The sequence below is a fragment of the Enterococcus mundtii genome (assembly GCF_013394305.1).
Classification (GTDB): Bacteria; Bacillota; Bacilli; order Lactobacillales; family Enterococcaceae; genus Enterococcus_B; species Enterococcus_B pernyi.
In genome coordinates, this window is record NZ_AP019810.1 from 233,612 (window position 1) to 259,994 (window position 26,383).

Annotated in this window: 24 protein-coding genes; 3 read left to right on the forward strand and 21 right to left on the reverse strand. The window is 39.0% G+C overall.

All coding sequences use genetic code 11. From position 1 onward, the window contains the following. Window positions 1-29: 29 nt before the first annotated feature. The 6 genes from clpX to HZ311_RS01150 form a co-directional block, all read right to left on the reverse strand. Window positions 30-1,277, reverse strand: a complete 1,248-nt coding sequence (gene clpX, locus HZ311_RS01125; RefSeq protein WP_178946408.1) for an ATP-dependent Clp protease ATP-binding subunit ClpX — start codon at window positions 1,275-1,277, stop codon at window positions 30-32. Window positions 1,278-1,464: 187 nt separating this feature from the next. Further along, window positions 1,465-2,751: a trigger factor gene (tig, locus tag HZ311_RS01130; protein ID WP_010735252.1), complete on the reverse strand. Its 1,287-nt coding sequence runs from the start codon at window positions 2,749-2,751 to the stop codon at window positions 1,465-1,467. A gap of 151 nt (window positions 2,752-2,902) precedes the next feature. Beyond that, window positions 2,903-3,838 (reverse strand): hypothetical protein, encoded by a 936-nt coding sequence (locus HZ311_RS01135; protein ID WP_010735251.1) that lies wholly within the window; start codon window positions 3,836-3,838, stop codon window positions 2,903-2,905. A gap of 88 nt (window positions 3,839-3,926) precedes the next feature. Further along, entirely contained in the window at window positions 3,927-4,604 is a 678-nt protein-coding gene (locus HZ311_RS01140) for an RDD family protein (RefSeq protein WP_137073084.1), read from the reverse strand. Window positions 4,605-4,792: 188 nt separating this feature from the next. Beyond that, window positions 4,793-5,818 carry a signal peptide peptidase SppA gene (gene sppA, locus HZ311_RS01145; protein ID WP_023519806.1) on the reverse strand — a complete coding sequence of 342 codons (1,026 nt, stop codon included), beginning with the start codon at window positions 5,816-5,818 and terminating at the stop codon, window positions 4,793-4,795. 11 nt (window positions 5,819-5,829) lie between these two features. Beyond that, window positions 5,830-6,120 (reverse strand): hypothetical protein, encoded by a 291-nt coding sequence (locus HZ311_RS01150; protein ID WP_010735248.1) that lies wholly within the window; start codon window positions 6,118-6,120, stop codon window positions 5,830-5,832. A 391-nt stretch (window positions 6,121-6,511) separates the two neighbouring features. On the opposite strand from HZ311_RS01150, the gene glmS reads away from it, so the two are divergent. Continuing rightward, a complete protein-coding gene (gene glmS, locus HZ311_RS01155) occupies window positions 6,512-8,320 on the forward strand; it encodes a glutamine--fructose-6-phosphate transaminase (isomerizing) (protein ID WP_137072519.1) in 1,809 nt (602 codons plus the stop codon). A gap of 97 nt (window positions 8,321-8,417) precedes the next feature. On the opposite strand, the gene HZ311_RS01160 is transcribed toward glmS, so the two are convergent. After that, on the reverse strand, window positions 8,418-9,176 hold the full coding sequence (locus HZ311_RS01160; protein ID WP_023519808.1) for an ABC transporter permease: 759 nt from the start codon (window positions 9,174-9,176) through the stop codon (window positions 8,418-8,420). Then, window positions 9,177-10,106 carry an ATP-binding cassette domain-containing protein gene (locus HZ311_RS01165; RefSeq protein ID WP_137072521.1) on the reverse strand — a complete coding sequence of 310 codons (930 nt, stop codon included), beginning with the start codon at window positions 10,104-10,106 and terminating at the stop codon, window positions 9,177-9,179. 94 nt (window positions 10,107-10,200) lie between these two features. Between HZ311_RS01165 and HZ311_RS01170 the strand changes: the two genes are divergently transcribed. After that, window positions 10,201-11,160, forward strand: a complete 960-nt coding sequence (locus tag HZ311_RS01170; RefSeq protein WP_023519811.1) for an Rgg/GadR/MutR family transcriptional regulator — start codon at window positions 10,201-10,203, stop codon at window positions 11,158-11,160. A 73-nt stretch (window positions 11,161-11,233) separates the two neighbouring features. Here the strand turns inward: HZ311_RS01170 and glmM are convergent, their stop codons facing one another. From glmM to nifJ, 4 genes are all read right to left on the reverse strand, one after another. Further along, on the reverse strand, window positions 11,234-12,589 hold the full coding sequence (gene glmM / locus HZ311_RS01175; RefSeq protein ID WP_010735243.1) for a phosphoglucosamine mutase: 1,356 nt from the start codon (window positions 12,587-12,589) through the stop codon (window positions 11,234-11,236). Window positions 12,590-12,612: 23 nt separating this feature from the next. After that, the gene (locus HZ311_RS01180) at window positions 12,613-13,788 is read right to left on the reverse strand and encodes a CdaR family protein (RefSeq protein ID WP_137072525.1); all 1,176 of its coding nucleotides are present in this window, start codon (window positions 13,786-13,788) and stop codon (window positions 12,613-12,615) included. Further along, complete coding sequence (gene cdaA / locus HZ311_RS01185) at window positions 13,785-14,669, reverse strand: diadenylate cyclase CdaA (protein ID WP_010735241.1); 885 nt, start codon at window positions 14,667-14,669, stop codon at window positions 13,785-13,787. Before cdaA ends, HZ311_RS01180 begins: the two co-directional genes overlap by 4 nt. 170 nt (window positions 14,670-14,839) lie before the next feature. After that, a complete protein-coding gene (gene nifJ, locus HZ311_RS01190) occupies window positions 14,840-18,517 on the reverse strand; it encodes a pyruvate:ferredoxin (flavodoxin) oxidoreductase (protein WP_023519813.1) in 3,678 nt (1,225 codons plus the stop codon). Between the two features lie 291 nt (window positions 18,518-18,808). Between nifJ and HZ311_RS01195 the strand changes: the two genes are divergently transcribed. Beyond that, window positions 18,809-19,324 carry a DsbA family protein gene (locus HZ311_RS01195; protein ID WP_023519814.1) on the forward strand — a complete coding sequence of 172 codons (516 nt, stop codon included), beginning with the start codon at window positions 18,809-18,811 and terminating at the stop codon, window positions 19,322-19,324. A gap of 75 nt (window positions 19,325-19,399) precedes the next feature. Here the strand turns inward: HZ311_RS01195 and HZ311_RS01200 are convergent, their stop codons facing one another. From HZ311_RS01200 to rapZ, 9 genes are all read right to left on the reverse strand, one after another. After that, window positions 19,400-19,573 (reverse strand): hypothetical protein, encoded by a 174-nt coding sequence (locus HZ311_RS01200; protein ID WP_153829763.1) that lies wholly within the window; start codon window positions 19,571-19,573, stop codon window positions 19,400-19,402. Between the two features lie 123 nt (window positions 19,574-19,696). Next, window positions 19,697-20,896 (reverse strand): hypothetical protein, encoded by a 1,200-nt coding sequence (locus tag HZ311_RS01205; RefSeq protein WP_148294492.1) that lies wholly within the window; start codon window positions 20,894-20,896, stop codon window positions 19,697-19,699. Window positions 20,897-21,276: 380 nt separating this feature from the next. Then, window positions 21,277-21,582 (reverse strand): hypothetical protein, encoded by a 306-nt coding sequence (locus HZ311_RS01210; RefSeq protein ID WP_023519816.1) that lies wholly within the window; start codon window positions 21,580-21,582, stop codon window positions 21,277-21,279. Window positions 21,583-21,597: 15 nt separating this feature from the next. Then, window positions 21,598-22,089, reverse strand: a complete 492-nt coding sequence (locus HZ311_RS01215) for a hypothetical protein (RefSeq protein ID WP_137072529.1) — start codon at window positions 22,087-22,089, stop codon at window positions 21,598-21,600. A 126-nt stretch (window positions 22,090-22,215) separates the two neighbouring features. Then, a complete protein-coding gene (locus HZ311_RS01220) occupies window positions 22,216-22,500 on the reverse strand; it encodes a helix-turn-helix domain-containing protein (RefSeq protein WP_023519818.1) in 285 nt (94 codons plus the stop codon). A gap of 37 nt (window positions 22,501-22,537) precedes the next feature. Continuing rightward, window positions 22,538-22,957: a hypothetical protein gene (locus tag HZ311_RS01225; protein WP_010735235.1), complete on the reverse strand. Its 420-nt coding sequence runs from the start codon at window positions 22,955-22,957 to the stop codon at window positions 22,538-22,540. Window positions 22,958-23,159: 202 nt separating this feature from the next. After that, window positions 23,160-24,095, reverse strand: a complete 936-nt coding sequence (whiA, locus tag HZ311_RS01230) for a DNA-binding protein WhiA (protein WP_010735234.1) — start codon at window positions 24,093-24,095, stop codon at window positions 23,160-23,162. A gap of 36 nt (window positions 24,096-24,131) precedes the next feature. Next, window positions 24,132-25,127, reverse strand: a complete 996-nt coding sequence (locus HZ311_RS01235; protein ID WP_010735233.1) for a gluconeogenesis factor YvcK family protein — start codon at window positions 25,125-25,127, stop codon at window positions 24,132-24,134. Further along, complete coding sequence (gene rapZ, locus HZ311_RS01240) at window positions 25,124-26,008, reverse strand: RNase adapter RapZ (RefSeq protein ID WP_010735232.1); 885 nt, start codon at window positions 26,006-26,008, stop codon at window positions 25,124-25,126. The genes HZ311_RS01235 and rapZ overlap by 4 nt, the downstream gene beginning before the upstream one ends. Window positions 26,009-26,383 lie beyond the last annotated feature (375 nt).

The following is a 26,383-nucleotide window of genomic DNA, read 5'->3' on the forward strand; positions in this document are numbered from 1 at the left end:
CTAAAACTTTCACGACTGCTCCTTTCATTTTATCCCGCTTTTTTTTCTGAGTCTTTGTAAATAACTATTGGTTTGCCGGTAAGTTCGGCAGCTTCTTTTGTAATGATCACTTTTTCGATCGTTTCATCAGAAGGAATATCAAACATGACATCCATCATGATTTCTTCGATAATCGAACGCAAACCACGTGCACCAGTATTACGCTCAATTGCTTTTTTCGCAATGGCTTTTAGTGCTTCTGGTTCAAATTCTAAAGCAGTGTCATCTAGTGAAAGTAATTTTTGGTATTGTTTCACTAACGCATTTTTCGGTTCCGTCAAGATACGAACTAAATCGTCGGTTGTTAGTTTTTCTAACGCAGCCATTACAGGTAAGCGTCCGATAAACTCTGGGATCAAGCCGAACTTCAATAAATCTTCAGGAATGATATGTTGCATGACACTTTCATTTTCTGAGAGTTTTTGGTTTTGCGTACCGAAACCAATCGTTTTCTCGCCCATACGATTTTTTACGATTGTTTCGATGCCATCAAACGCACCACCGACAATGAACAACACATTCGTCGTATCGATTTGGATGAATTCTTGATGAGGATGTTTGCGTCCACCTTGTGGCGGCACACTGGCAACTGTTCCTTCCAAGATTTTCAGTAAGGCTTGTTGTACACCTTCCCCTGATACATCGCGTGTGATCGATACATTTTCGCTTTTACGTGCAATTTTGTCGATCTCATCAATGTAGATGATTCCTTTTTCCGCACGTTCAACATTGTAATCAGCAGATTGCAAAAGTTTCAATAAGATATTTTCGACATCTTCACCTACATAACCCGCTTCTGTCAAACTTGTTGCATCAGCAATGGCAAATGGTACATTCAATGTTTTTGCTAATGTTTGCGCTAAGAATGTTTTACCTGAACCAGTTGGACCGATCAGGCAGATATTGCTTTTTTGCAATTCGACATCATCGCTGTCTTTTGCTTCTTGATTGACACGCTTATAGTGATTGTAAACAGCTACAGCCAATGAACGTTTTGCACGTTCTTGTCCAATCACATAATTATCCAATACTTCAAGAATCTCAGAAGGTTTCGGTACTTCAGTAAACTCTCGTACTGCTTCTTCATAGAATTCTTCATCAATGATTTCTTTACATAGGTCGATACATTCGTTACAGATGTAGACCCCCGGACCTGCTACGATTTTCTTTACTTCTTCTTGTGTTTTACCACAAAAAGAACAGCGTACAGTCTCATTACCACTTGGATTATCATACATGGTCTTCACCCCTTAACTTGCGTTGATTCGCAAGAAACTATCAAAGACTTTACAGTCTTTCCCTATCATACCATAATTTAAAAAAAAGCAAAAGTATCAAAGAAGTTTAAAACAAAACGAAAGAGTCTAGGCTTCATCTAAGCGCCTGGACTCTTTCATATAGATGCAGATCAACAATTCTATTCGCTTATTCTGCTTCTTTTGCTGTACTTGTAATCAATTCGATTGCTTTTTTCATGATCACATCATGTTTTAGCATATCTTCTGTCAATACACGTTTGATTTGGTCAATTGGCATATTGTAAGTTTCTGCTAATTCTTGGATCTCTGCAGTGATTTCTTCTTCTGTTGCATCTAAGTTTTCAGCAGCTGCTACAGCTTCGATCACAAGGTTTGTTTTTGTACGCATTTCTGCTTCTTCTTCAAACTGTTTGTGCAAGTCTTCTTCTGTTGAACCAGTTAATTGGTAGTACATTTCTGGTGAGATTCCTTGACGTTGCATGTTGTTTAAGAATTCGTCCATTGAACGGTGAACTTCATCATGGACCATAACATGTGGAAGATCAACGATTTCCGCATTTTCGACTGCCAATTTGATTGCTGCTTCATCTTTTGCATCTTCTGCAGCTTTTTCTTTCGTTTCAGTCAATTCTTTCATGTATTTTTCTTTTAATTCTGCTAATGTAGATACTTCATCGTCTACATCTTTTGCGAACTCATCATCTAGTTCAGGTACTTCTTTTGTTTTCACTTCGTGGATCGTTACTTTGAAGACTGCTTCTTTACCCGCAAGATCTTCTGCTTGATAATCTTCTGGGAATGTCACAGTAACATCTAAGTTTTCGCCTGATTTGTGGCCAACTAATTGGTCTTCAAAACCAGGAATGAATGAACCTGATCCTAATTCAAGTGAATGGTTTTCGCCTTTTCCGCCTTCGAATGCTTCATCGTTGATGAAACCTTCAAAATCGATGACAACAGTGTCGCCATTTTCAGCTGCAGCATCTTCTTTGATGACTAATTCAGCTTGCGCTTCTTGTTCACGTTTAATACGTTCTTCAACGTCTGCTTCTGTTACTTCGCGGTCTTGTTTTTCAACCACTAAGTCTTTGTAATCACCTAATTTTACTTCAGGTTTTACAGTTACTTCTGCTGTGATTGTCCAGTCTTGACCTTTTTCCATGCTTGCTACATCGATCTTAGGTTGAGAAACTGGATCGATTGCTGCTTCTTTAACAGCTGCTTCATATGCTTCAGGTAAGACAGCGTTCAATGCATCTTCGTACAATGCTTCTTCTCCGTACATACGGTTGAATACTTGACGAGATACTTTTCCTTTACGGAATCCAGGAACGTTCAAGTTTCCTTTTACTTTATTAAAGGCAGTTGTCAATCCTTTTTGGATTTGATCTTGCCCGATCGTAAATGTTAAAACACCATCATTTGTGCCTTTTTTTTCGAATGTTGCAGTCATTTATTTCCCTCCGAGTTTAGAAATTCATTTGATACATCAAAAACGTTTCATGCATACCTTTAAATAGTACACTAACCCTTCCAAATTGTAAACATATTGAACGAGGGGAATCCACGTTTTTCATGACTTTTTTATCTTTTCCTCTGTTTTTTTACGTATTGAATAATAATAGTTCTGTCATTATTTTATTTCTTTTTTCAGTGAATTCGTGTTGTTCAGATGCCAAAAGATCCTCACACGGCTGATTCGTATAGGTTGCTACTGTTTGTTTGAACCATTTGTCAAGATTTCCAATGTAGCTATCATAGATCGGATAAACGATCGCCGATTGCATCGCAAACTCTTCTTTCAAGTTCTCACTCATTAAGGCGTCTTCTCGTTCATATGCTTCCGCCATTTGTTTGATTCGTCGATAGGAAGTTTGCTCTTCTGGACGCACCATTTTCTTTGGTATCACTTCGATCAACTCTTCCTCGATCGTCAAGTATGCAACTGGTGCTGCTTCTTCGACTTGAACGAGCGACTCAAGCAACTTAGCCCTTACAAGAACATGGACCGTTTTTAAAACGATCAACTTTCTAGCGGTCTGGATAAATTCGTGGTAAGGCAGTTGCTCGATTTCTTGAATATAACTCAACTGGGTAGTTGGTTTTTCAAAAGGTAATTTTTCTACCAGTTGATAGATTTCACGAATCTTCTGTCTTCGCATCTGTCCGACTAATTCTTCTGATTGTTGGATTTTCAACAAAACTGCTTGCTCAAAATCATCGGGAAAATCAGCACTTGCAATCAATTTTCGTGCATATAAAAAATCTTTTGCTGTAATCAGTAGATCAAAGTAAAAAGTAGCCAATTCTTCATTCATCAAATACTGTTTTTCATGCAAAAGTGCTTGATGAAGTGCTTCTTCCCACATATCCAATTCTGATAGTGCCAACACGTATAACGTATTTGCTTCAAATGTTGCTTCAAGTTCATATGCACGTTCAAACAGCTCTTTTGCTTGACTGTATTGATGATCTGTTAATGCCTGTTGGCCAATACGCATCAAATTGTCGTATTTATCAGGAAAATCGATCGGTCTCACTTAGGTTCTTCCCTTCACTGTTTTATCATTTGTCTGACACGACTTATTGAATAATAACCATATTCAGCCATTTTCTCTACCTAAAGCATCAAGCATTCATCTCTTGATTAAATGCTTTGATCATATTGATGGTTACTACACTCGTATTTGAGAAATAATCACCGATGTGTTGTTTTTTCTTACTAAAGATAACTGGGAGATAGCCGATAAAAAGTAACGGAAATCTCAAAATGAAGCGACAAGCGCCCTCACGGACTAATACTGTACTCCATGAAAGTTCCTCTTCATCAAAACTGATCACTCGAATACCAAAAATCATTTTTCCAATCGTCTGTCCGTGATTCCATTTCGTCAATAAAATAAAATAAGCTAAATAGGCGATCAACGACAAACTACCATAGATACTCAAATAAGAATCAGAAACTTGAAGCCATCCTAGGTTCACTGCGATACCTAACGTTAAGCGAGTGATTGACCCAATACAAATCAAATCAACCAAAAACGCAGCAAAACGAACCCAAAAACCGGCAAAGAAATAATAAGGAAAACGATTGATACTTGGTTCCTCGGTTTTTTGTTCTGTATATTTTTTCCATTTTTTCTGATTTTCTTTGATCTTAGTTTCTGACAGTGGTTTTTCTTCAAAGGAACTTAGCACCTTTTGAGAAAATCCCGCATCTGGTCCTACAGCCGGTTGGTCATTTTTTGCTTGTGCTGCAAACTCAAGTTCTTCCGACGAGCTACTTGTGTTTTTGTCAGCTGTAATTTCGTCTTTAGGAGCAACTAAAGCGTCTACTGTATCCTGGTTTCTACTAGTAGGATCTACTAATTTATTTTCTTCTACCTTAAAAACTTGTTTAGATGATCCCTCTGTACGTTCAGCTACTTTCGGTTCCTCATTGGTTTTTGAGCGTTCTTCGGGTGTTGACGCGTTCGTTGATTTCTCATTCATGCTTACTCACCTCCATATAGATACATTGCTCTTGGAGATTCTGCTGTTCCTAGACTTTCAAGTAATGACAAGATCTGACTTGTTTCAGAAGCTTGCAACCCTTGTAATTCTGCTAATTTTGCACCAAACCAAGTATTGCCAAATCCAGTAGAACTAGTTGAGTATTCGACTAACTCAGCATCTTGTAGATCAAGATCTTCTCTCATCGCAGCTAAAGCATCTGTTGGATAGCCGATTTCGTCCACCAAACCTGCTTCTTTCGCTTGTACACCGTCGTAAATACGACCATCTGCGACTTTTTTCACTTCATCTTCTGATTTGTTTCTTCCTTCACTAACAACTTTAACAAAACGATTATAGGCGTTATCGATGTAAGCTTGCAACACTGCATGATCTTGCTCAGTTTCAGGTCGAGTAGCCGATCCCATATCTTTTAGTGCGCCACTTTTTACTGTTGTATCTTCGACACCGATTTTTTCAAGTAAGCCCGAATAGTTGAGTCCGGACATAATGACACCGATTGAACCAGTTACTGTTTCTTCCGTTGCAAAGATTTTATCTGCTTGTGCGGAAATATAGTAACCACCACTGGCAGCCATATTTTTCATGCTGACATACATCGGTAGATCACGTTCTGTTCGGACCTCGTTGAGTAAGTTGGCAATTTCTGCACTTTCATAAACTCCGCCACCCGGAGAATTGACTTCCAATAAAATCCCACTGACGCGTTCATCGGCTTCGATCGCTTCAATTTGTTTCAAGAAGTCTTCATGATTATAACTATCAGTAGCAAATAAACCAGAAGAGCCTCCACTAGCTATGGCACCATCAACGGACAATTTTGCAATCCTTCCCATGCCACTGCCTTCTTCAAGTACCACCGGTGACATTTCATCGTCCCCATATAACCAACTATTGATGTTCCCCATCTGCATCTCTTCTTGCGGTTGCGTCAAACTTGATGATACCAACGAAACAACCAATAAGCCGGCAGCAATCAGTACTGCTATCCAACGTTTCTTATTCATTTTACACGCTCCTAATATAGATTTCTAATCACGATCACCGTTTCAGAACCAGGTTTCGCATTCATCTTTTCTGCTTTTTCTTCAAGGGTGTAACCAGTAAACTGTTCGTGGGTCAATTCATCTTCAACGACAAACTGTTGCGCATGTTCGATTTCGAACGCATCAGGGGCGATTTCTTGGATACTGTCCCATCCGGTATCCAAAAAGATTTTAGTGTCATCCGTCACGTGTTCTGTTTTTTCAAATGCTGCAATTTGTTTTTTTAACATCCCCAACGTCATGATTTCTATCTTCTCTTCCATCTTTCATCCTCCTTCTATCTATAATTATTGTACCGAACTACAAGAAAAGATGATAGTCGAATTTGATATTTTTCTTTCGTCCATCCCAATTAGATATATACCAATTTATTTTTTTGTCTTTTTTATTGACAAACCTCACACATTAACGTTATGATTTTAGATGTTTCCAAACAAAATAATAACAGGAGGATAATTAGACCAATACGGAATAGCGCCAGGTCTGTTTTAACAGATGACGAGGAAAGGGTTGATCGAAGGATTCGGCGGATGGCCCTAGGGACTGCATCCTAAAAAGAAACATAAAAACTATCTGTGAAGGTAGAACAAAAAGTTTCTTACGCAGTTGGAAACGCTAATATCAAGTTTATAACAGAAAGTAGGATGTTTTTTTATGTGCGGAATTGTTGGAATGATTGGATTAGAGAACGTGACACCAGGGTTGATCAATGGTTTAGAAAAATTAGAATATCGCGGGTATGATTCGGCGGGTATCTTTGTCTCAAATGGAAAACAGGACCATTTAGTCAAAGCACGCGGTAGAATCCAAAACCTTAAAGATAAATTATCTCCAGAAACAACTGGTACAGCAGGTATCGGTCATACAAGATGGGCAACTCATGGGGAACCCGCTGAGAAAAATGCGCACCCCCACCACTCACAAAGCGGACGTTTTGTTTTAGTCCACAATGGGGTGATTGAAAATTTTGAAGAATTGAAACAACAATACGTAGCCACTGATGACTTCATCGGCGAAACAGATACGGAAATCGTTGTTCATTTGATTGAAAAATTCGTGGAAGAAACGCAAGATACACAAGAAGGATTTAGAAAAGCGCTAGAAGTCATCGAAGGTTCTTACGCTTTTGCCTTGATGGATCGCACAGCTCCTGAAACAATTTTCGTTGCCAAAAACAAAAGCCCTTTATTGATCGGTAAAGGCCAAGGATTCAATGTGATCGCAAGTGACGCGATGGCGATGCTTGCTTACACTAAAGAATTTATTGAAATCGAAGACCAAGAAATGGTGATCGTTCAAGCAGATGATATCACGATCCAAACAATGACTGGTACGATCATAGAACGTGATTCTTATGAAGCACAAGTAGATGCTTCTGACATTGAAAAAGGAACATACCCTTACTATATGTTGAAAGAAATCGACGAGCAGCCGATCATCATGCGTAAAATCGCGCAAACCTATGTGAATGAGGACAATGAAATTCCTTTAGATCACAAATTGATGGATGAACTGTTAGCAAGTGACCGTATTTACATCGTGGCATGCGGCACAAGTTATCATGCAGGATTAGCGAGCAAGCATTCATTCGAACAAATGACTGACATTCCAGTAGAAGTCCATTTGGCCAGTGAGTTTGGTTATACCATGCCTTTATTATCGAAAAAACCATTCTTTATCTTTTTAAGTCAAAGTGGCGAAACCGCTGATAGTCGTCAGGTGTTAGTCAAGATCAATCAATTAGGTCATCCTTCATTGACGATCACGAACGTTGCTGGTTCTACGTTATCAAGAGAAGCTGGCTTCACTCTGTTGCTACATGCAGGTCCGGAGATCGCTGTTGCTTCAACTAAAGCATATACTGCTCAAATCGCTGTACTAGCTTTACTTGCAAAAGCAGTCGGTGATCAAAAAGGCAATAAACGTTCATTGACATTTGATGTAGCGCATGAATTGAGTATGGTAGCGAATGCGATGGAAACAGTAATTACCCAAAAAGATGAACTCCAAGAACTAGCTGCGGAATTCTTGAATGACACGCGCAACGCTTTTTATATCGGTCGTAGCAACGATCACGATGTCGCTTTAGAAGCTGCTTTGAAACTAAAAGAAATCAGCTATATCCAAGCAGAAGGTTTTGCTGCCGGTGAATTGAAACACGGTACCATTGCACTGATTGAAGAAGGCACACCAGTAATTGGGATTATTAGTGAGGAAATCACAGGGGCTCATACACGTGGCAACTTAAAAGAAGTTGAAAGTCGTGGTGCAAAAACCTTAGTGATCGCGGCACATGGATTAGAAAAAGAAACGGATCAATTAGTGATTCCTGCTGTCCATCCATACCTTTCTCCTCTTGCCATGGTCATCCCGACGCAATTGCTTGCTTATTACGCTACCCTATTGCGTGGATTCGATGTAGACAAACCAAGAAACTTAGCTAAATCAGTCACGGTTGAATAATTGTCCGATTAAAAAATAAGTAATCAATAGCAAAAAATCCAGTGAGAAAAACGAAAAGTTTGTTTTCTCACTGGTTTTTTTATTGTAGTTCGATAAGTTATTTCCACCTCACACACTTATTAAAAGCCAATAATGCTAAGAAACTAAAAATCAAAATCAAACTAATACTCCATAAAAATGCTTGCTTTAATGTTGGATTTGGAAGACCTAGTAGCAACCCTCGAAGTGCTTGGATGATTGGTGTCATCGGTTGGTACTCAGCAAATAGTCTGATCGCTGTAGGCATATTTTCAGTCGGTGCGAATCCTGAACTTAAATAAGGTAAGATGGTAGTCAGGAGAGTAAATAAGCTTGCCATTTCTGATGATTTCGCTAATAACCCAAACAAGGCCGAAATCCAAGTAAAGGCAAGGATAAAACAAAGAATGAGCAACCAAACAAGTAGCCATTTTGCAAAGGTGGCGTTTGGATGAAAACCGATGAGCAATGCCACGGCTAATACGACAAAACTGCTCATCACACTTCTAAAGGCAGCTGCAAATACATGTCCATTTAGAAATGCTCCCCTTGAAAGATTTAGTGTTAGGAGTCGTTCAACCATACCAGAACGGACATCTTGGTTAATGACTAACCCGACGACAGAAGCACTTTGAGCAATACATTGGACTAACACTCCGGGCAAAACAAAATCAACATAAGATAGCTCACCTACTTCCATCGCTCCTCCAAGTACATAAACAAAAAGCAACATCAATATCACTGGGGTTAGTAGTCCACCGATAAATGTTTCCAGGCTACGAAAAGATAATTTAATATTAAGTTTAAATAATGTATTTGTTTCTATGATTGCTTTCAATTAGACCACTCCTTGTACTAATTTTAAAAAGATGTCTTCTAAAGATGCATTTTTCTGCTGGAAATTTGTGATCCTGATCGGTAATCGTTTTAACTCGTTCAGAAGATCAACTGAATCATTGAAATGATCCCCTACATTGACAGTCACAGAAAGTTTTTCTTCATTTTTTGTCAGTAGTCGTCGTTTAAAATGTGCAGAAAGTAGATTAAAATCCTCTATGGTCAATACATTGATCTCCATTTTCTGTTTGTCATATGTGCTTTTGATCATTTGTGGCGTAGCATTCACAATGATTTTACCTTCATGTAATATAGCCACTTTATCTGCAAGATACTCTGCTTCTTCCAAATATTGCGTAGTCAAAAAAATAGTCCGCCCTGATATTGCGGTTTCTTTGATCAATTGCCACGTTGCGATTCGGTTCTGGGGGTCCAAGCCTGTTGTCGGTTCATCGAGAAAAATCACTTGCGGATCACCGATAAAACTCATCGCTATATCTAAACGTCTTCGCATTCCACCTGAATAATTTTTAACTAGTTCTTGGCTGTATATTTGCAAATCAAACCGTTTCAATAAGTCACTGACAACCTTGTGCTTATCTTTCACATGACGAAGAGCTGCAATCATTTTCATATTCTCGTAACCTGTCAACATCTCATCAACTGCGGCAAACTGTCCAGTCAGACTAATAGCTTCTCGCACTTTAACTCCGTCTTTCAGTAGATCATGTTCATTGATTCGAACTTGCCCTCCATCAAAAGGAAGAATCGTAGTCAAAATTTTACAAAGTGTTGACTTTCCAGCCCCATTAGAGCCTAAAAGAACAAAAATTTCACCACGTTTAACCGTAAAATCTACGCCTTTTAATACTTGTTTTTTACCAAAATCTTTTTTTAGATCAATACTTTCGATTATTTTTTCTTTTTGCATGGCTTCTTCCTCGTTTCTATAAGATAATTCAACTATATATAAAATTAGAAGTATTATTTATTTTAGTTCAATATATTGAAAAGAAGGTGCGCGTATGAAAAGTTACGGAAAAACAATTAAAGAAATTCGCTTAAGTAAAGGGATTTTACTTAAAGGACTGGCGGATAAACAGCTATCGATGTCTCTTCTTTCTCAGTTTGAAAATGAGAAATCAACGATCTCATGCGAGAGATTCCATCACTTATTGTCAAAGTTAGAAGTAACATTTGATGAATTTATATTGATGCAAACTGAGAATACTTTTTCTGCTTCACAATTGGCGATTATCGAATATATGGAATATATGTATATCGAAACAATCCAAGACTGGATAAAGTTAGAAGAACAGTATGAAAAATTGTATATTTATTATCAAGAAAATTATTCTTTAGAATTGGATCATGTGTTACAATTATTTCGTTTTGATTTGGCAATGAAAAAGGAGATTATTCAAGATACGCCTGTCCTTGAAGCATATAAAAAACATAATCATTACTTAGAACCTGCCAAACACTATTTATTGAATACTGATACTTGGGGTATCTACGAGTTAAAATTATTCGCCCGTATCTCTATAGCAATTGAACCTTCTCTATTATTTCGTTGCTTGAAAATTGCGGTCAAGAAAAGTCAGCGTTTATCCAAAATACCGGGAAATAAAGATATTCTCTATCAAACCTTTACAACAATATTTTCGGTCTTTTGTTTCTTCGAAGAAGTAGCTTACGCTAAAGAAACATTCAAACTATGGAAAACATGGGTCTTTAAAGAAGAGCACATCGAACAAGCCATTTTTATTCCTTTTTATGAAGGTTGGATTGCTTTTTTAGAAAACGATGTGTCTCTTGCTGATCGAATGATGGAACAATCACTCCATCATTTAGAAACATTAGGCATGTCAAAGTCGTTAAAAGGTTACCGAATTTTCAAACAACTCATTCTAACCAATGAATTCCCCGGAATCATTGTAAATGATCCCCTATTTGGCGATTTTTTAGATATCAAAAATTACTAAAGAACGTGCATTTGATCAAAAGAAAAGAGAATCAACATCCTCTACTTGAGGGTTGATTCTCTCATCGTACGTTTTAATCGATTCCAATCTCAGCTTTGACAACTGCTGCGATTTTGTCAACATAATAGTTTACTTTTTCATCAGATGGTGCTTCTGCCATCACGCGTAGTAATGGTTCTGTTCCGGAAGGGCGAACTAAGATACGTCCTTCACCGGCCATTTCAGCTTCTGCTTCTTCAATGACTTGTTTGATTGCAGGAACTTCCATTGCACCGTTTTTGTTACTTACACGGATATTGACTAATTTTTGCGGATAGATCGTTACTTCTGCTGCTAATTCTGATAATTTTTTACCAGTTTGTTTCATGATATTCAACAATTGGATCCCAGAAAGCATACCATCTCCAGTTGTATTGAAATCTAAGAAGATCATATGACCAGACTGTTCGCCACCGAAGTTGTAGTCATTTTTACGCATTTCTTCGACCACATAGCGGTCGCCCACTTGTGTCACAACATCTTTCAAACCGATTTCTTCGACCGCTTTATGGAAGCCGAGGTTACTCATGACCGTTGTAACGATCGTATCTTTTTTCAGACGATTTTTAGCTGACAAATATTTCGCACAGATAAACATGATCTTATCGCCATCTACGATATTTCCTAATTCATCCACCGCAATGATACGGTCGCCGTCGCCGTCAAAGGCAAGACCGACGTCTGCTCCTTTTTCTACTACCATTTCTGCTAGACGCTCAGGATGCGTTGATCCGACACCGTCATTGATGTTCAAGCCATTCGGATTTGTTCCCATCGTGTAGAAATCAGTTTCCAAATCAGCAAACAAGCGATTGACAGATGTTGCTGTTGCACCATTTGCCGCATCTACACAGACCGTTAAGCCCGAAAGATCGCCGTTGATCGTCTGTACTAAGAATTGTGAATATTTCAGCAACCCTTCTGGGAACTCTTCGACTGTACCTAATCCCTCAGCAGAAGGTCGTGGTAATTCATCGACTTCCGCATCTAACAATGCTTCGATTTCTAATTCTTGGTCATCATCTAATTTAAATCCATCTGCACCAAAAAACTTGATGCCGTTATCTTGAGCTGGATTGTGTGAAGCAGAAATCATGACACCTGCGCTTGCTTTTTGCAAACGTGTCAAGTAAGCCACTCCTGGTGTAGAGATCACACCTAATTGAAAAACTTCGATCCCGACAGATAACAGACCAGAAACTAACGCTTCTTCAAGCATTTGACCTGAAATTCTTGTGTCACGTCCAACCAATACACGTGGACGTTTTCCATCTTTCTCATGTTGGCTCAGTACATAACCGCCGCAACGTCCTAATTTGAAGGCCAATTCCGGTGTTAGTTCTTTATTCGCTTCTCCACGGACACCGTCCGTTCCAAAATATTTACCCATAGCTGTAAATTTGCTCCTTTAACTTAATTTTCCGATGAATCCTCTTGACTATTCGGTTGACTACTTGATTGTGTTGTCTCACTTGATGATTCATTCGACCCTTCACTCGATGTTGACTGCGTCTCTTCAGACTGACGTGTCGTCGATGACGAAGAGTTCGCAGGTGTCGACCCTGCACCAGAAGTTGTACTTCCTCCCGAATTTCCGGAATTTCCCGAATTAGAACGGCTAGTGTTTTCCGTGCTTGTTTTCAGGACCGGTGTAATCTCAACATCGATTGAAGGTGGTGTGATACTAAGTCCACTCTCTACCGGAATATCAATATTTCTTGTCGTCCGGTGGACGATCCCAGAAATATCGATTGGTATCGTGATGCTATTTCCTAGTTGAGCCAGTTGACTCTCTGAACCAGTGACTTCTGCTTCAATGTCAGAGAAACTGAAATCGTAACTCTCCACATTATCTGCGGGGGTCCCTTGTGCTGTTCCATAAAGTCGAATCGTTTTCGTAGGCTTTGTTACCGTTGCTTTTGCAGTGACTTGCACTGGATCTGAAACAATACTTAAAGGTTCTCCTGCACTATTCAATGCTTGAACAGTGACTCTCGTATCGACCCCATCGTCCGTGATCATCGCAGGTTCGATCCTCGCTACGACCTGTTGGATCTCTTCCAGTGTCTGATCGCCAGTCGTGACCGTCACTTTTTTTGGTGATAATTCAAGGTCATTCAATTCGAATCCAGCTGGAGTTGATTCTGTTGTGAGTAAAGGCGTGACCTCAAATTCTTTTGTCACTTTTTTCTCGATAGTCACTGTGATCGTATCCGGCTCTAGTTTTGCTTTGACTGCACTGCTCAGATTTCTGATTTTCAATGGTACTTCATGTGTTCCTTCACCTAAACCAGTGAGATCTGCTGTCACCCGAAACATTCTTGTATCTTCAATTGCTTCGGCATTCAACTGAACACGATTGGCACTGGACAACTTCGCTGTGACCGTACTCTCATATCCATGGATATAATATTGATCCGTATCGTATAAAAGTTGTACTGACACATCAGAAACGTTTTGCGTATAGGCTTCATTTCCTGACAGCGTGTCTTGGACAGATTGTCCATTTGCATTAAAATACAGCACAATACTGAATAATAACGCAACAAACGCATATAAGATACTTTTACGCCTCTCTTTTGAGATCATTTGTGATCCCCTCCTTTAGTCATCACGTCTAAGAAGGTTTGGAGCGTATTTTTATTTTTGTTTTTTTCTTCGACGATCAAATTTTTACGCAAGATCGTCAAATATTCTTCTTGAGATAAGCCAGGCATCAATTGGTTATCCAACGTAATGCTGACATCTCCTGTTTCTTCTGAGACAACGATCGTAATCGCATCGCTCGCCTCACTGACTCCGACAGCCGCTCGGTGACGGGTTCCGAATTCTTTCGGAATCAACATACTTTCAGATAAAGGCAAGTAGGCACTGGCTACTGCAATTTTTCCATCTTTTACGATCACTGCACCATCATGCAGCGGTGTATTCGGAATAAAAATATTGATCAGTAATTCGCCAGTGATATCGGCATCTAAAGCAATCCCTGTTTCGATATATTCATCCAACCCGGTGTGGCGTTCGATCGTGATCAAGGCACCGATTTTACGTTTGGACATATATTGGATCGCTTTGTCGAAAGAAAGGATCATCTGTTCATCTTCTTGCTTCTCACTCTTCGATTGTTTGAAAAGTGAGCTACGACCGAGGTGTTCTAATCCACGCCGTATCTCTGGTTGAAAAATGACGATAGCCGCAATCACACCATACGTGATCACTTGATTCATCAACCAAGATAAGGTATGTAGACCAATAATCTCGGCTAAGATCCGAATAACAACAAAAATCCCTACCCCTTTTAGCAATTGGATTGCTTTTGTTCCTCGCAATAGTTGAATGAGTTTATAAACTAAATACCAAACAACCAATACATCGAGTATGTTCACCAAAAAATTCTGAGAAAACAAGTCACCGGAAAACATTTGTCGCCAATAGTCTAAATTAAAAAGTTCTCCGATTTGAAATGACATAGACAGCCTCTCTTCTCTTTTGAGATTTCCTCTTTAGTATATCATATGTTTCCTCAGAAGAGACTTATCTGCTTGGAATTTCCTAACAAAAACCAATTTTTTTCAAGAAATTTACATTTTCCATTTATTCACCAATAAGTTATTCTATTTCCTTGGATCGTTTCGTTTTATCATTCTTTGGTTTTTCTTCGTTCCGCTCTAGCGGCACGTCTGGCAGCACGTCTAGCTTCTGCTTCCGGATCAACCGTTCGTCCTTTTTTGACTCTCGGTTTTTCGATCTCTGGACTTTCAGTACCTTCTGTCGGTTCGATCTTCGCTTTGATTTTTTCTAATTGACCAGTCATCGCCGCATAGTTGTAAAACCGTTTTTTCGCATCTTGGATCGTTTTATTGAATAACTGCTCCGCTGCCTGCGGATGAATCGTTTCAAGCGATGAAAAACGGACTTGCTTGCGCATGAAGTCAGCCATCATGGTAAAATCAGGCTTTTTATAGTCTAGCGTCATCGGCGTTTTCTTCTTTTCGATCAATTCAGGATTATAGCGATACAACGACCAATAGCCTGAAGCTACTGCTTCTTTTGCTTCTTTGATCGATTCTTTCATTCCACCTAGTAACCCATGAGCAATACATGGCGTATACGCAATGATCAACGATGGTCCAGGGAATTTTTCTGCTTCTTCAAATGCTTTGATCGTTTGCATTTGATTCGCGCCTGAAGCGATCTGTGCTACATACACATTCCCATATGTCATCGCCATCATACCTAAATCTTTCTTCGAAGCATATTTCCCATTTGCTGAGAATTTAGCGATTGCTGAAGCAGGTGTAGCTTTCGAGACTTGTCCACCTGTATTGGAATAGACTTCGTTATCCATGACTAAAATGTTTACATCTGCGCCACTTGCCAAGACGTGATCGATTCCGCCAAAACCGATATCATACGCCCAGCCATCACCACCAATCATCCATTGACTATTTTTGACAAATAGATCTTTTTCTTGGTAGATCGTTTGTAATTCAGGAACAGCTTCAAGCTCATTTTCGATTGCCCCACGTAATTTAGCTGCCCGTTGTTGGGTTCCTTCGCTTTCAAACATATGCGCCAACCAATCTTCCATCAATTCACGTAGTTTTAAGGAGACTTTAGACATCACTTTTTTCATCGTTTCTGCTAAAGCTTCTCTTCTTGTTTGTGCGGCTAAAAGCATCCCATAACCAAATTCAGCATTGTCTTCTAATAATGAATTTGACCACGCAGGTCCTTGCCCACAATCATTTGTGGTAAATGGTGAAGCCGGCACTGCTCCGCCCCAAATAGATGAACAACCTGTCGCGTTGGCGATCATCATACGGTCACCGAACATCTGTGTCAATAGCTTCACGTAAGGCGTTTCCCCACAACCGGAACATGCCCCGGAAAATTCTAATAAAGGTTGATTGAACTGTGTTGATAGCACTGTATTTTTGCCTTTGATCGGATTTTCTTTTTGTCGCAAGGTCATCGCAAATGCCCAGTTGATTGCTTGTTTCTTTTGTTCTTCATAGGGCTTCATCACTAGTGCTTTACCTTTTGCTGGACAAGCTTCAACACATAGGCCACAACCAGTACAGTCTTCGACAGACACTTGGATGCGATACTTCAAACCATCTGGCCCACGCATTTCTCGAACAATGAACCCTTCCGGTGCTTCTTCTAGTTCTTCCTCATCGGCTAAGAATGGTCGAATCGCTGCATGAGGACAAACGAACGAACATTCATTACACATCGTACAGCGCTCACTGATCCATTCAGGTACTTCAAGTGCTACTCCGCGTTTTTCGTAAGCAGTGGTTCCTAAAGGCATATCGCCTCGTGTCATTCCGTTTTCTGCTAAGGTCCTCACTGAGAGCTGATTTCCTTCTTGAGCGTTGATTGGTTCAAGGATGTCTCTGATATAGCGATTTTGAGTATTTTTCTCCTTATCAGGAAGCGCCAATGTTGCCCATTCAGCCGGCACTTCGACTTTATGCAACAATTCCACTGTACGATCGATCGCCTTGATATTTTTTTCAACGATCGCTATTGATTTATGACCATAACTCTTCAAGGCTTCCTCTTTCAAAATCGGTAGGACTTCTTCGAAAGGTATGATATTCGCCAACTTGAAAAATGCTGTTTCCATCGCCGTATTGATCCGCCGACCTAGACCTACTTCTTGCGCCAAACGCATCGCATTGATCGTATAAAATTGGATCTCATTTTCAGCTAAATATCGTTTTAAATGGGTCGGTAGATGCGTAGCTAGTTGTTCGTCTGACCAAAGTGTATTCAATAAGAAAGTCCCCTTAGGTTTCAACCCTTTGACTAAATCATAGCTGTGAAGATAAGCAGGGGTATGACAAGCTACAAAATCGGCATGTTCGACTAAATAGGTCGAACGGATCGGTGTATCGCCAAAACGCAAATGTGAAACAGTCAGACCACCTGATTTTTTTGAATCATAGTAAAAATAGCCTTGTGCGTATTTGTTTGTATGGTCACCAATGATTTTGATCGCTGATTTATTTGCTCCAACTGTTCCATCAGATCCAAATCCCCAGAATTTCGCTTGGAAAGTATTCGCTTCAGTCAAATCAAGTGATGGGCCAACCTCCAAAGAACAGTAAGTTAAATCATCAATGATCCCGATCGTGAAACGTTTCTTCATATCCGTTTTTTCTTTTTTCAATTCATCATATACCGCTACAATCTGATCAGGGGTGACATCTTTTGAACCAATGCCATAACGTCCGCCGATCACTTTCAGATGACGTTCTGCATCATATAACGCACTTTGAACGTCTAATAATAAAGGTTCTCCCCCTGCTCCCGGCTCTTTACTGCGATCTAGAACAGCAATTGCCTTTACGGCATTCGGTAGTTTTTCAATCAATGTTTCAATTGGAAACGGACGATATAAGTGGATATTCAAGAAGCCGACTTTACGACCGTTTTGGTTCAAGTAATCAACTGTTTGTTGGATCGTTTGCGCAACTGATCCCATTGAAATAATGACTTCTTCTGCGTCAGCCGCTCCATAATAAGTGACCAGATCATAAGAAGTTCCTCGAAGTTCATTGATTTTATCCATATACTTTTTCACGATTTGGGGCAAACGATCATAGTATCGGTTGATCGTTTCTCGTTGTTGAAAGTGGATATCAGGGTTTTGATTCGTCCCACTGGTCTTCGGCCGATTAGGATTCATTCCACGTTCACGAAAGGCCTCCAATTTTTCTTGAGGAATCAAAGGAGCTAATTCATCATATTCCAACACTTCGATTTTTTGGATTTCATGACTCGTTCGAAAACCATCAAAAAAGTTGACAAAAGGGATTTCTCCTTCTAAGGAAGCTAGATGCGCAACTGGCGCTAAATCCATCACTTCTTGGACGCTGCTTTCCGCAAGCATCGCAAATCCTGTTTGGCGAGCGGCCATCACATCGCCATGATCACCAAAAATATTCAACGCATTCGTCGTCACTGCTCGACTAGCTACGTGAAAAACACTAGGTAAAAGTTCACCGGCTATCTTATACATATTTGGGATCATCAATAATAATCCTTGTGAAGCAGTGTACGTTGTTGTCAATGCTCCGGTTTTTAATGACCCATGTACGACACCAGCAGCACCAGCTTCTGATTGCATCTCTACGACTTTCACTGGTTGTCCGAAAATATTTTTTTTACCTGAAGCTGCCCATTGATCAACCAGTTCAGCCATTGTTGAACTAGGCGTAATTGGATAGATCGCTGCTAATTCTGTAAAGGCATATGAAATATATGCCGCAGCAGTATTCCCATCCATCGTCTTCATTTTCCGCATGTTTCATCACCTTTGCTCAATTTATCTAAATAATCTTTATTATTATACCGTAAACGAACAAAGAAAACCTCCTAATTTTGAAAGAAAAATCACATGCTAAAGATATGACAGAAATGCTTCGACCAGAATCGACAGGTAAAAAATAAAAAAATAGCTTTTCCCTTCTTACAACTTTTAGCTTTTTAATCTAGGAAATGAGAGATTAACGATTCACACACATTTATTTCTTTGAACAAATCATTGTCTTTTTTAGGGCAAAGTTATTACAATAGAATAAAGAGGTGTTAAAAAATGGATATTTCAATTATTGATGCAACAAAAACAAACAAAACTACTGGAATCATGTACGGAAACGAAGATGCACCAAAACAAATGATCGAATTTGTTAATCTTGCTTGTCCTTATTGTCGACAATGGTTTATCGAATCTTATGACATTTTAGAAGAGGCGGTTCAATCTGGAAGACTCTTACGAATCATCAAATTGTTCGACAAAGAAAAACCTAGTTTACAAAAAGGAAATGTGATGCATCATCATATCACTACGACGGATGGAAAAGTCGCATTAAAACAAATCAAAGCGATTTTCGATGCGCAAGATGAATGGAAACAACTTGATTTAGCCGGCATTGCCGAATATGCAACAGAAACACTTGGTTTAACCGAACAAGAAGACCAAGCAACTACTCAAGCAATCATCGATGAAGCAAATGCTGCTCACATCCAATTCGTCCCTACTGTAATCATCGATGAACATATCTTTGATGAATCGATTACACCAGAAGAATTGAGTGAATTGGTTAAATAATTCATCATTTGATCATTCCTTGATGTTCAAAATCAAAAATAGACCGAAAAGCGATTGGCTTTTTCGGTCTATTTTTTATCGTTGTAGTAACGAAGTATGCTTGGTTGAACGAAACTGTTGCGGCTTTTCTTGGAGGACCCGCTTGATATTCTCTACTTTTGCTTGTCGTTTGATTTCTTTTTCTATTTCCTTGAATTTTTTTAGTTTCTCCACATCATTTTTACGTTCACTGATTTTTTTTATGCTCATTTTATTATTGCGCTTCGAGATGACTCGAACTGACTCTATGCTTACCCCATGTTTCATGGCATTAGTGACCTTATCGAGATACCTAGCATCTGCAAGGATCGCTGATTTTTGTTCATCTGTAATTCAATACTTTTTGTTAGATAATCTTGTCAGTCTTTTCAATGATCGCCTTTTACTGATGACTAATGATTTTTTTACCGAAAGTAGCTGCGCAATTTGGCTGTTTGTTTTTCCTTCCCCAATCATCCGCTTAACATCTTGCGTTTGCTCCTCTGTCAAATAACTATTTGTCCGTTTTTTGATATTGGGATAGTTTACTAGATCCGCTTGAAACGTGATTTGATAGATATTGGTCAAATTAGTATTGAATTGCTTTGCGACAGCTTCTGTTTTCTCCCCGTTATTAAGCTTCGTTAAAAGCAGGTGATTTCTAATTGCACAAGTTTTATGGTGATCCAAGTTAAGAGAGAGACCAATTTCGGCCATTGATTTCCTTTTTTTTAATTCCTCCATAAATTTGGCACATGCTTCAACTGAAAACAACGTCAGTGGCTCAGTTTTATTCTCTTTCTTATCTTTTTTCATGGGCTGTTTTACTGCTCGATTATGATAAACGACTTTCCGAAGTGCAGTAGTTTTCATATTGAACTTTCTAGCTAAGATCCTTGCTTTGATTCCACCCTCGCGATAATACAAAATTCGCTGATTCCTAAGTTTTCTTAGTTCATCCACAGGTGTATAAAATCGCTTGCTGATTTCTACTAGTGGCTGCCTTTGCTCGAATGCTTGTTCAATATGACGCGTGCGTGTCCGAATCACAAATTTTTGGTTGATATTCAATTGCTGGGCAATGATTCTTGTTGGCTTTCCTTGTTCTAAGCTCGCGACAATTGCTTGTTCTTGTCGATTGATATTTTTTAGCCATTTCTTACTTTCTTTTGTGACATGACCTTGCAAGGCAAGTGGTTGGCTAATTTTCTGACGAATACGTAAAACATCTTCAACTGATAATCGAAAAGTAGTGGCAACATCTTCTGGATGAGTCATTTGTAATCGTCTTAAAATGGCTTGTTCTCGTATCTTTTCTACACTACTCTCTGCCAATCTCCACCTGTGTGCAACTTCTTTGATGGTCAATTTTTGAACTAACTTTTTCTCGATCATATGATTTCGAATAGTAAGTATCTGTTGATGCTCCATATGTAGCTTTTTAGCGAGATCATTCTTTGAAGCACCGTTTATTAGATGATGTTTGATATAGTTATTGCGTACCTCTCGAATTTGATCTAGCGACATATTCAATCGGTGAGCGATTATTTCCATACGCGTACCTTTTTTGATCTGTCGTATAATTTCTCTTTTTATAACGAATCTGACCTGCCAAAGAGTAAGGTGATGTTTTTTTATGATATATGCGTTCGTTTTGCGATGTCTTATTTCCGCTAATACGTCTTGTTTTTTTCGATTGCTTGCGTACGTATTTGAAATCTTCTTTTGGATGTCACTACCTGTTTTTCATAATCACTCATTTACAGTTTCCTCCTAACTTGTTTGTTTCATTCTCTCGTTATAGGAGTATTTCTTTGATCGATCTTTCTTTTTTTCAACATATGCTAAAAAGAGATCAAGGGAATGATTCTACTTCGTCTTGATCAAAAAGAGTGCTAATGCTCTTTAGAATACTGTCCATTACTCGTATCTATTTATTCACGTTGTGTCATCAATTTCGTTTTTGGCATTTTTTCTTTTTGAATAATTTGCTGGATATTGCGGATTTTCGCTTCTTCTTTCACCTTAGTAAGTAGTTCATCCATCTTTTGTAGTGCCTTCATTTTTGCTGTTTTTCGTCTTTCTTGGATTTCTCTCCCCTTGATTTCTTCAAACCTAGTAGCCAAAACGCGGATGGTCGACTCACTAACCCCTGATTTCGAAGAATTCACAAAAGGAGTCATGTAGTTTAGGTCTTGCATGATCTGCTTTTTTTGTTCTTTTGTGACTCGATGCTTCATCTTGATTGTTCCTTTTTATGATTTCATTTTTGTTTGCACACATCTGACCAGCGAGTCTTTGATTCCTAGTACTTCAGAGATTTCTCTGAGCGTCATCTTGCGATTGAGGCAGTTTCTAACTGTTTGCACTTGTTCAGGTGTCAAATAATCTAAAGTACGTCGTTTGATATTTGGAAATTCTGCCAGATTTGCTCGGAAAATAACTTCACGAACATTTTTGATATCCATTTTGAATTCTTCTGCGACCGCTTGAGTGGATTCTCCACTGTTCAATTTTGTTAATATCCCATGATTTCTCACTTTATAGATCAGGGGGACGATTACTCCTAATTCTTTTCCCAAAGCCTTCGTTATTTTTGTTTCTTTGATTCGTTTCAGAATTTCTTGTCTTGTCTCATCAGACACTACTGAAATATCAAATGTTTTTCGAGAGCTTGCTGTAGTATGATCAAGCTTACTAGAAGCATTATTCCGACACAAAATCGATCCAACTCTGGATAATGACACATTAAATCTTTTTGAAAGAAGACTACTCGTTTTCCCTTGATCGCTTTGTATCAATAGACGAACATCTCTTAGTCGATAGAGTTCCTCGATTCCAATGTGGAATCGCTGACTGATTTCTTGGCCAGTCTATCCAGCTTCGAATGATTTTTCGATTTCCCGATTACGGATATCAATGACTGCTCGTTGACTGATCATTAATTCTTGTGCTACAGCTTTTGTTGTTTTGCTTTCTTCAAGTAAACTTAGCATCTTCGCTTTGCGTTCCTCTAATTGATCCAAGAGATTTTTGTTCGCGGAAGACAACTCTTTTGTCTTACTATTTGATTCTAGCGAACGTTGCTTGATCAAAAATACTTGTTCCATTGATAAATTGAAATCTCTGGCAATTTCTTCAGGATGTTGTTCTTTCAATCGTTCGATAATCTGTTCATTTCTGATTGAACAAATTTTATTGACTGATAACTGTGAATCTTTTGCTACTTCTGTTAAACTCGATCCTTTTATTGCGAATCTGCAAGATTTGTTTTTCACTCATCTGAAATTCAGCTGCTAATGCTGCTATCTCTCCATTTTTTGCTAATGCGGTATAAATATAATCATTTCGATACTTACGAACTTGTGAGACTGTCAATTTCAACCGATAGGCAATTTTTTTTTGGCTTTTTTGCCCGATAATCTCTTGGATTGCCAGCTTTTTCTTGGTTGTATAGAGGCGCTCTCTGCTGATTTGATACTTGTTCATGATGTCTTTTTCCAACTGACCTGATATTAACTCACGATAAATGGCTTGATCACGCTTTTCTTTTAGGTCTCTTGTAGGATATAGTTCATCTATTTTACGTTTCTTACTTTTATGTGCTTCTTCCATAATGCAATCTCCTCCTCACTATCACTAATTTGCATTCATTATAAGTACCTAAACTTTAGATTCAGGCCCATTTTTAAGAAAAAGAAAAAAAGTGGTCTGACATCTATCCTCTTGCTTCGATGGACCCTAAAAGCAAAAGACAAATTAGTCAAACCACAATATGTTTATATTTCCATTAAATGAACAATAAATTCATTGTTCGTTAGGATGCTTGTTCCTTTAATTTTTCAGCAAATTCGTTGATTTTTCGAATCCGATGATTGATCCCTGATTTCGAGATCGCTCCGGATGGGATCATTTCTCCTAGTTCTTTTAAACTGACTTCAGGATGTTGCAAGCGTAATTCAGCAATCTCTTGTAACTTTTCCGGAAGTGCTTGTAAACCCACTCGTGCTTCGATCAATTCAATATTTTCAATCTGCTTTGATGCTGCATCAATGGTTTTGTTCAGGTTAGCCGTCTCACAATTGACTAACCGGTTCACTGAATTTCTCATATCACGCACGATCCGCACATCTTCAAAGCGCAACATCGAATTTGTTGCCCCAATCAGAGTCAAGAAATCAGCAATTTTTTCGGCCCCTTTTAAATAAGAGATATAGCCATTACGTCTTTCTAGTGTACGCGCGTGTAAACCATAGTAATTCAACATATTACAAATATCTTGGTTATGTTGTTCGTAGATCGAATAAATCTCTAAGTGATAACGACTTGTTTCCGGGTTATTGACTGAACCCGACGCCATAAATGCGCCACGTAAATATGAACGCATCTTTTGTGCATTTCCCATGATCTCATCGGAAACATGCCCATTGAACATCATGCCATCCATGATATCCAGATCCATCAATACATTTTTTGTTCCTTGTTTCAAGCGAACGATGTAGACATTATTCTTCTTTAATTTCATTTTCTTGCGTACGAGCAGTTCGCTTCGTACTTGATAATGATCTTTTAAAAGTGAGTAGATCCGTCGAGCAATTGCGGCGTTTTCTGTCTGTACATTCAAGATGAATTGCTGGTTGACGATTCCAAGTGAGCCATTCATTCGTAATAACGCGGCTAATTCCGCTTTTGCATGTTCTCGATGGACTTCCAAACCAGTCAATTCCTTCTTGACTTCAGCTGCAAATGACACGTTATCCACCTCCTTTTCACAAAATTTTTCCTTTAATTACTTTGAGCCAAAGACGATACGAAATAGTTCTTCAACTACCTTTTCACCATCATGGAAGACCCCGCCATTTTTCAACTCTAAAAAGTCTGTCGAAATGACCCGACAATTTTCTTCTCTTAAGCCATTAAAATCATGTGCTACTTGGACAAGGTATTCATCGTAGATTTCCGGGTCCATGTAATCTTTTGGTACTTTTTCTGTATTGACTAAAACAGTATCGATAAAGGGTTGGTCTAAATGTTGATGCAACACACGAATATGGTCTGCATCTGAAAAATGTTCTGTTTCCCCTTTTTGTGTCATGATATTACAAATGTACACGACCTCTGCTTTCGTTTGAAGCATGGCTTCACCAACTTCTGGTATGACTAAGTTAGGAAGAATACTCGTGAACAAGCTTCCCGGTCCTAAGACGACCATATCTGCTTCCATGATCGCAGAAACGACTTTGCGGCCTGCTTTGGCTTCACTTTCGTCTTCTGTATTACGCACGAATACCCGATCGATCGTTTTGCGGTCAAGAGCGATTTTAGATTCTCCGATCGCTGTCGTTCCATCTTTGAAGACCGCATGTAAAGTCAACGGCGTTTCAGAAGAGGGATAGATGTGACCATCCACGTGCATCATTCGAGACAATAGTTGCACTGCTTCATAAGTACTCCCTCTCATTTCAGCAACTGCCGCAATGATCAAGTTACCAATGGTATGATTGGCTAAAAATTGGTCTTCTTTTTTGAAACGGTACTGAAAGATATCTTCGTAAAATTGAGGCATATCAGATAGCGAGACTAACACATTTCTTAAATCTCCTGGAGGAGCCATCGCAATCGACTGGCGAATCTCACCGCTGCTACCGCCATCATCTGCGACAGTCACGATTGCCGTGATATCGGCTCCTTGATTACGTAGACTTTTCAAAATAACAGGTAAGCCAGTACCGCCTCCGACTACAACGATTTTGGGTTTTCGAATTCGGTAAGTTTTCATTTTCATGAGCGGTTCACCGTCTCTTTGCGCTTATCTTTGTCACGATGAGTTACATTGACTTTATATGTTTCACTAAGCGCTTGAGATAACCTTTCTGTTAAAGCAACTGAACGGTGTTGTCCACCCGTACAGCCAATTGCTACAGTCAAACTGCTTTTTCCTTCTTTGATATATCCTGGCATGACTGTCTTTAATAAATCAAGGAATTTCAAATAAAATAATTCTGTTTCGTCAAAGGACATGACGTAATCATAGACTGGTTTATCTTTCCCAGTCAATGGTCTTAAATCAGCGATATAATGAGGGTTCGGTAAAAAGCGAACATCCATTACAATATCTGAATCAATCGGTAATCCATATTTGAAACCAAACGAAACAAACTCGATGCGAAATCCTTGATCATCTTTTGTTTTAAATGTTTGATTGATTTTTTCACGTAGTTGTCGTGGAGTTAAAGTCGTCGTATCAATAATGACCGAAGCTTGTGCTTTGATGTCATTTAAAATCGCCCGTTCCTTACGAATACCTTCCGTTACTAGACCATCCATCGCCATCGGATGTGTTCTTCTGGTTTCTTTATAACGAGCAACCAACTCTTCATCAGAAGCATCTAAAAATAAGACAGAGGTATCGATGAAATTTGTGTTTTCGATCTCGATCAACATACTTTGGATCTCTTCAAAGAAAGAGCGTGAACGTAGATCCACACCAAGTGCCATTTTTGTGACTTTCCCCGATTCCTTGATCAGTTCCCAGAATTTCGGGATCAGTGTTGGGGGCATATTATCGATACAAAAGTACCCCATATCTTCAAAGCTTTGAATGGCCACAGTTTTACCTGCACCGCTCATTCCTGTAATGATTACTAGTTCTAAATTATCAGCCATCCGTATGGCCTCCTCTCTCGTTCTCCTATAAAATTATATCATCCCGGGCGTATCATTGCTAGTTTGAATTCGATTTCTTTTGATTTTATTCAAAGACTGTGAAACAAAAACAAATCACTTCAAAATAAGCACGAAAAGTGAGTGGGACATTAGTCCTCACGCACATTCTAAAACCGAATAAATGGCGAGAACAAAAGTACGCTCTTCGGAAATAAGGCGCCATCCACAAAAATTTGAAGAACAATTTTCGTGGATGGCGTCTTATTTCTCGAGGGGAAACATTTCTGTCTCTAACTCTTTTCGCGCTAATTTATAGGAGCTGAACCCCTGTGGATCAAACTCAGCCCACAACTATTATTACACTCAAAACGTATC

Excerpts from the sequence above, each read along its gene's own strand:
- clpX (WP_178946408.1), bottom strand. The coding sequence starts at position 1,277 with ATGTATGATAATCCAAGTGGTAATGAGACTGTACGCTGTTCTTTTTGT.
- cdaA (WP_010735241.1), bottom strand. The coding sequence starts at position 14,669 with ATGTCATTTCAAATCGGAGAACTTTTTAATTTAGACTATTGGCGACAA.
- HZ311_RS01150 (WP_010735248.1), bottom strand. The coding sequence starts at position 6,120 with ATGGAAGAGAAGATAGAAATCATGACGTTGGGGATGTTAAAAAAACAA.
- HZ311_RS01210 (WP_023519816.1), bottom strand. The coding sequence starts at position 21,582 with ATGAAGCATCGAGTCACAAAAGAACAAAAAAAGCAGATCATGCAAGAC.
- HZ311_RS01205 (WP_148294492.1), bottom strand. The coding sequence starts at position 20,896 with ATGGAAATAATCGCTCACCGATTGAATATGTCGCTAGATCAAATTCGA.
- HZ311_RS01195 (WP_023519814.1), top strand. The coding sequence starts at position 18,809 with ATGGATATTTCAATTATTGATGCAACAAAAACAAACAAAACTACTGGA.
- HZ311_RS01225 (WP_010735235.1), bottom strand. The coding sequence starts at position 22,957 with ATGGAAGAAGCACATAAAAGTAAGAAACGTAAAATAGATGAACTATAT.
- glmS (WP_137072519.1), top strand. The coding sequence starts at position 6,512 with ATGTGCGGAATTGTTGGAATGATTGGATTAGAGAACGTGACACCAGGG.
- nifJ (WP_023519813.1), bottom strand. The coding sequence starts at position 18,517 with ATGCGGAAAATGAAGACGATGGATGGGAATACTGCTGCGGCATATATT.
- HZ311_RS01180 (WP_137072525.1), bottom strand. The coding sequence starts at position 13,788 with ATGATCTCAAAAGAGAGGCGTAAAAGTATCTTATATGCGTTTGTTGCG.
- HZ311_RS01165 (WP_137072521.1), bottom strand. The coding sequence starts at position 10,106 with ATGCAAAAAGAAAAAATAATCGAAAGTATTGATCTAAAAAAAGATTTT.
- sppA (WP_023519806.1), bottom strand. The coding sequence starts at position 5,818 with ATGAATAAGAAACGTTGGATAGCAGTACTGATTGCTGCCGGCTTATTG.
- HZ311_RS01170 (WP_023519811.1), top strand. The coding sequence starts at position 10,201 with ATGAAAAGTTACGGAAAAACAATTAAAGAAATTCGCTTAAGTAAAGGG.
- HZ311_RS01235 (WP_010735233.1), bottom strand. The coding sequence starts at position 25,127 with ATGAAAATGAAAACTTACCGAATTCGAAAACCCAAAATCGTTGTAGTC.
- glmM (WP_010735243.1), bottom strand. The coding sequence starts at position 12,589 with ATGGGTAAATATTTTGGAACGGACGGTGTCCGTGGAGAAGCGAATAAA.
- rapZ (WP_010735232.1), bottom strand. The coding sequence starts at position 26,008 with ATGGCTGATAATTTAGAACTAGTAATCATTACAGGAATGAGCGGTGCA.
- HZ311_RS01200 (WP_153829763.1), bottom strand. The coding sequence starts at position 19,573 with ATGAGCATAAAAAAAATCAGTGAACGTAAAAATGATGTGGAGAAACTA.
- tig (WP_010735252.1), bottom strand. The coding sequence starts at position 2,751 with ATGACTGCAACATTCGAAAAAAAAGGCACAAATGATGGTGTTTTAACA.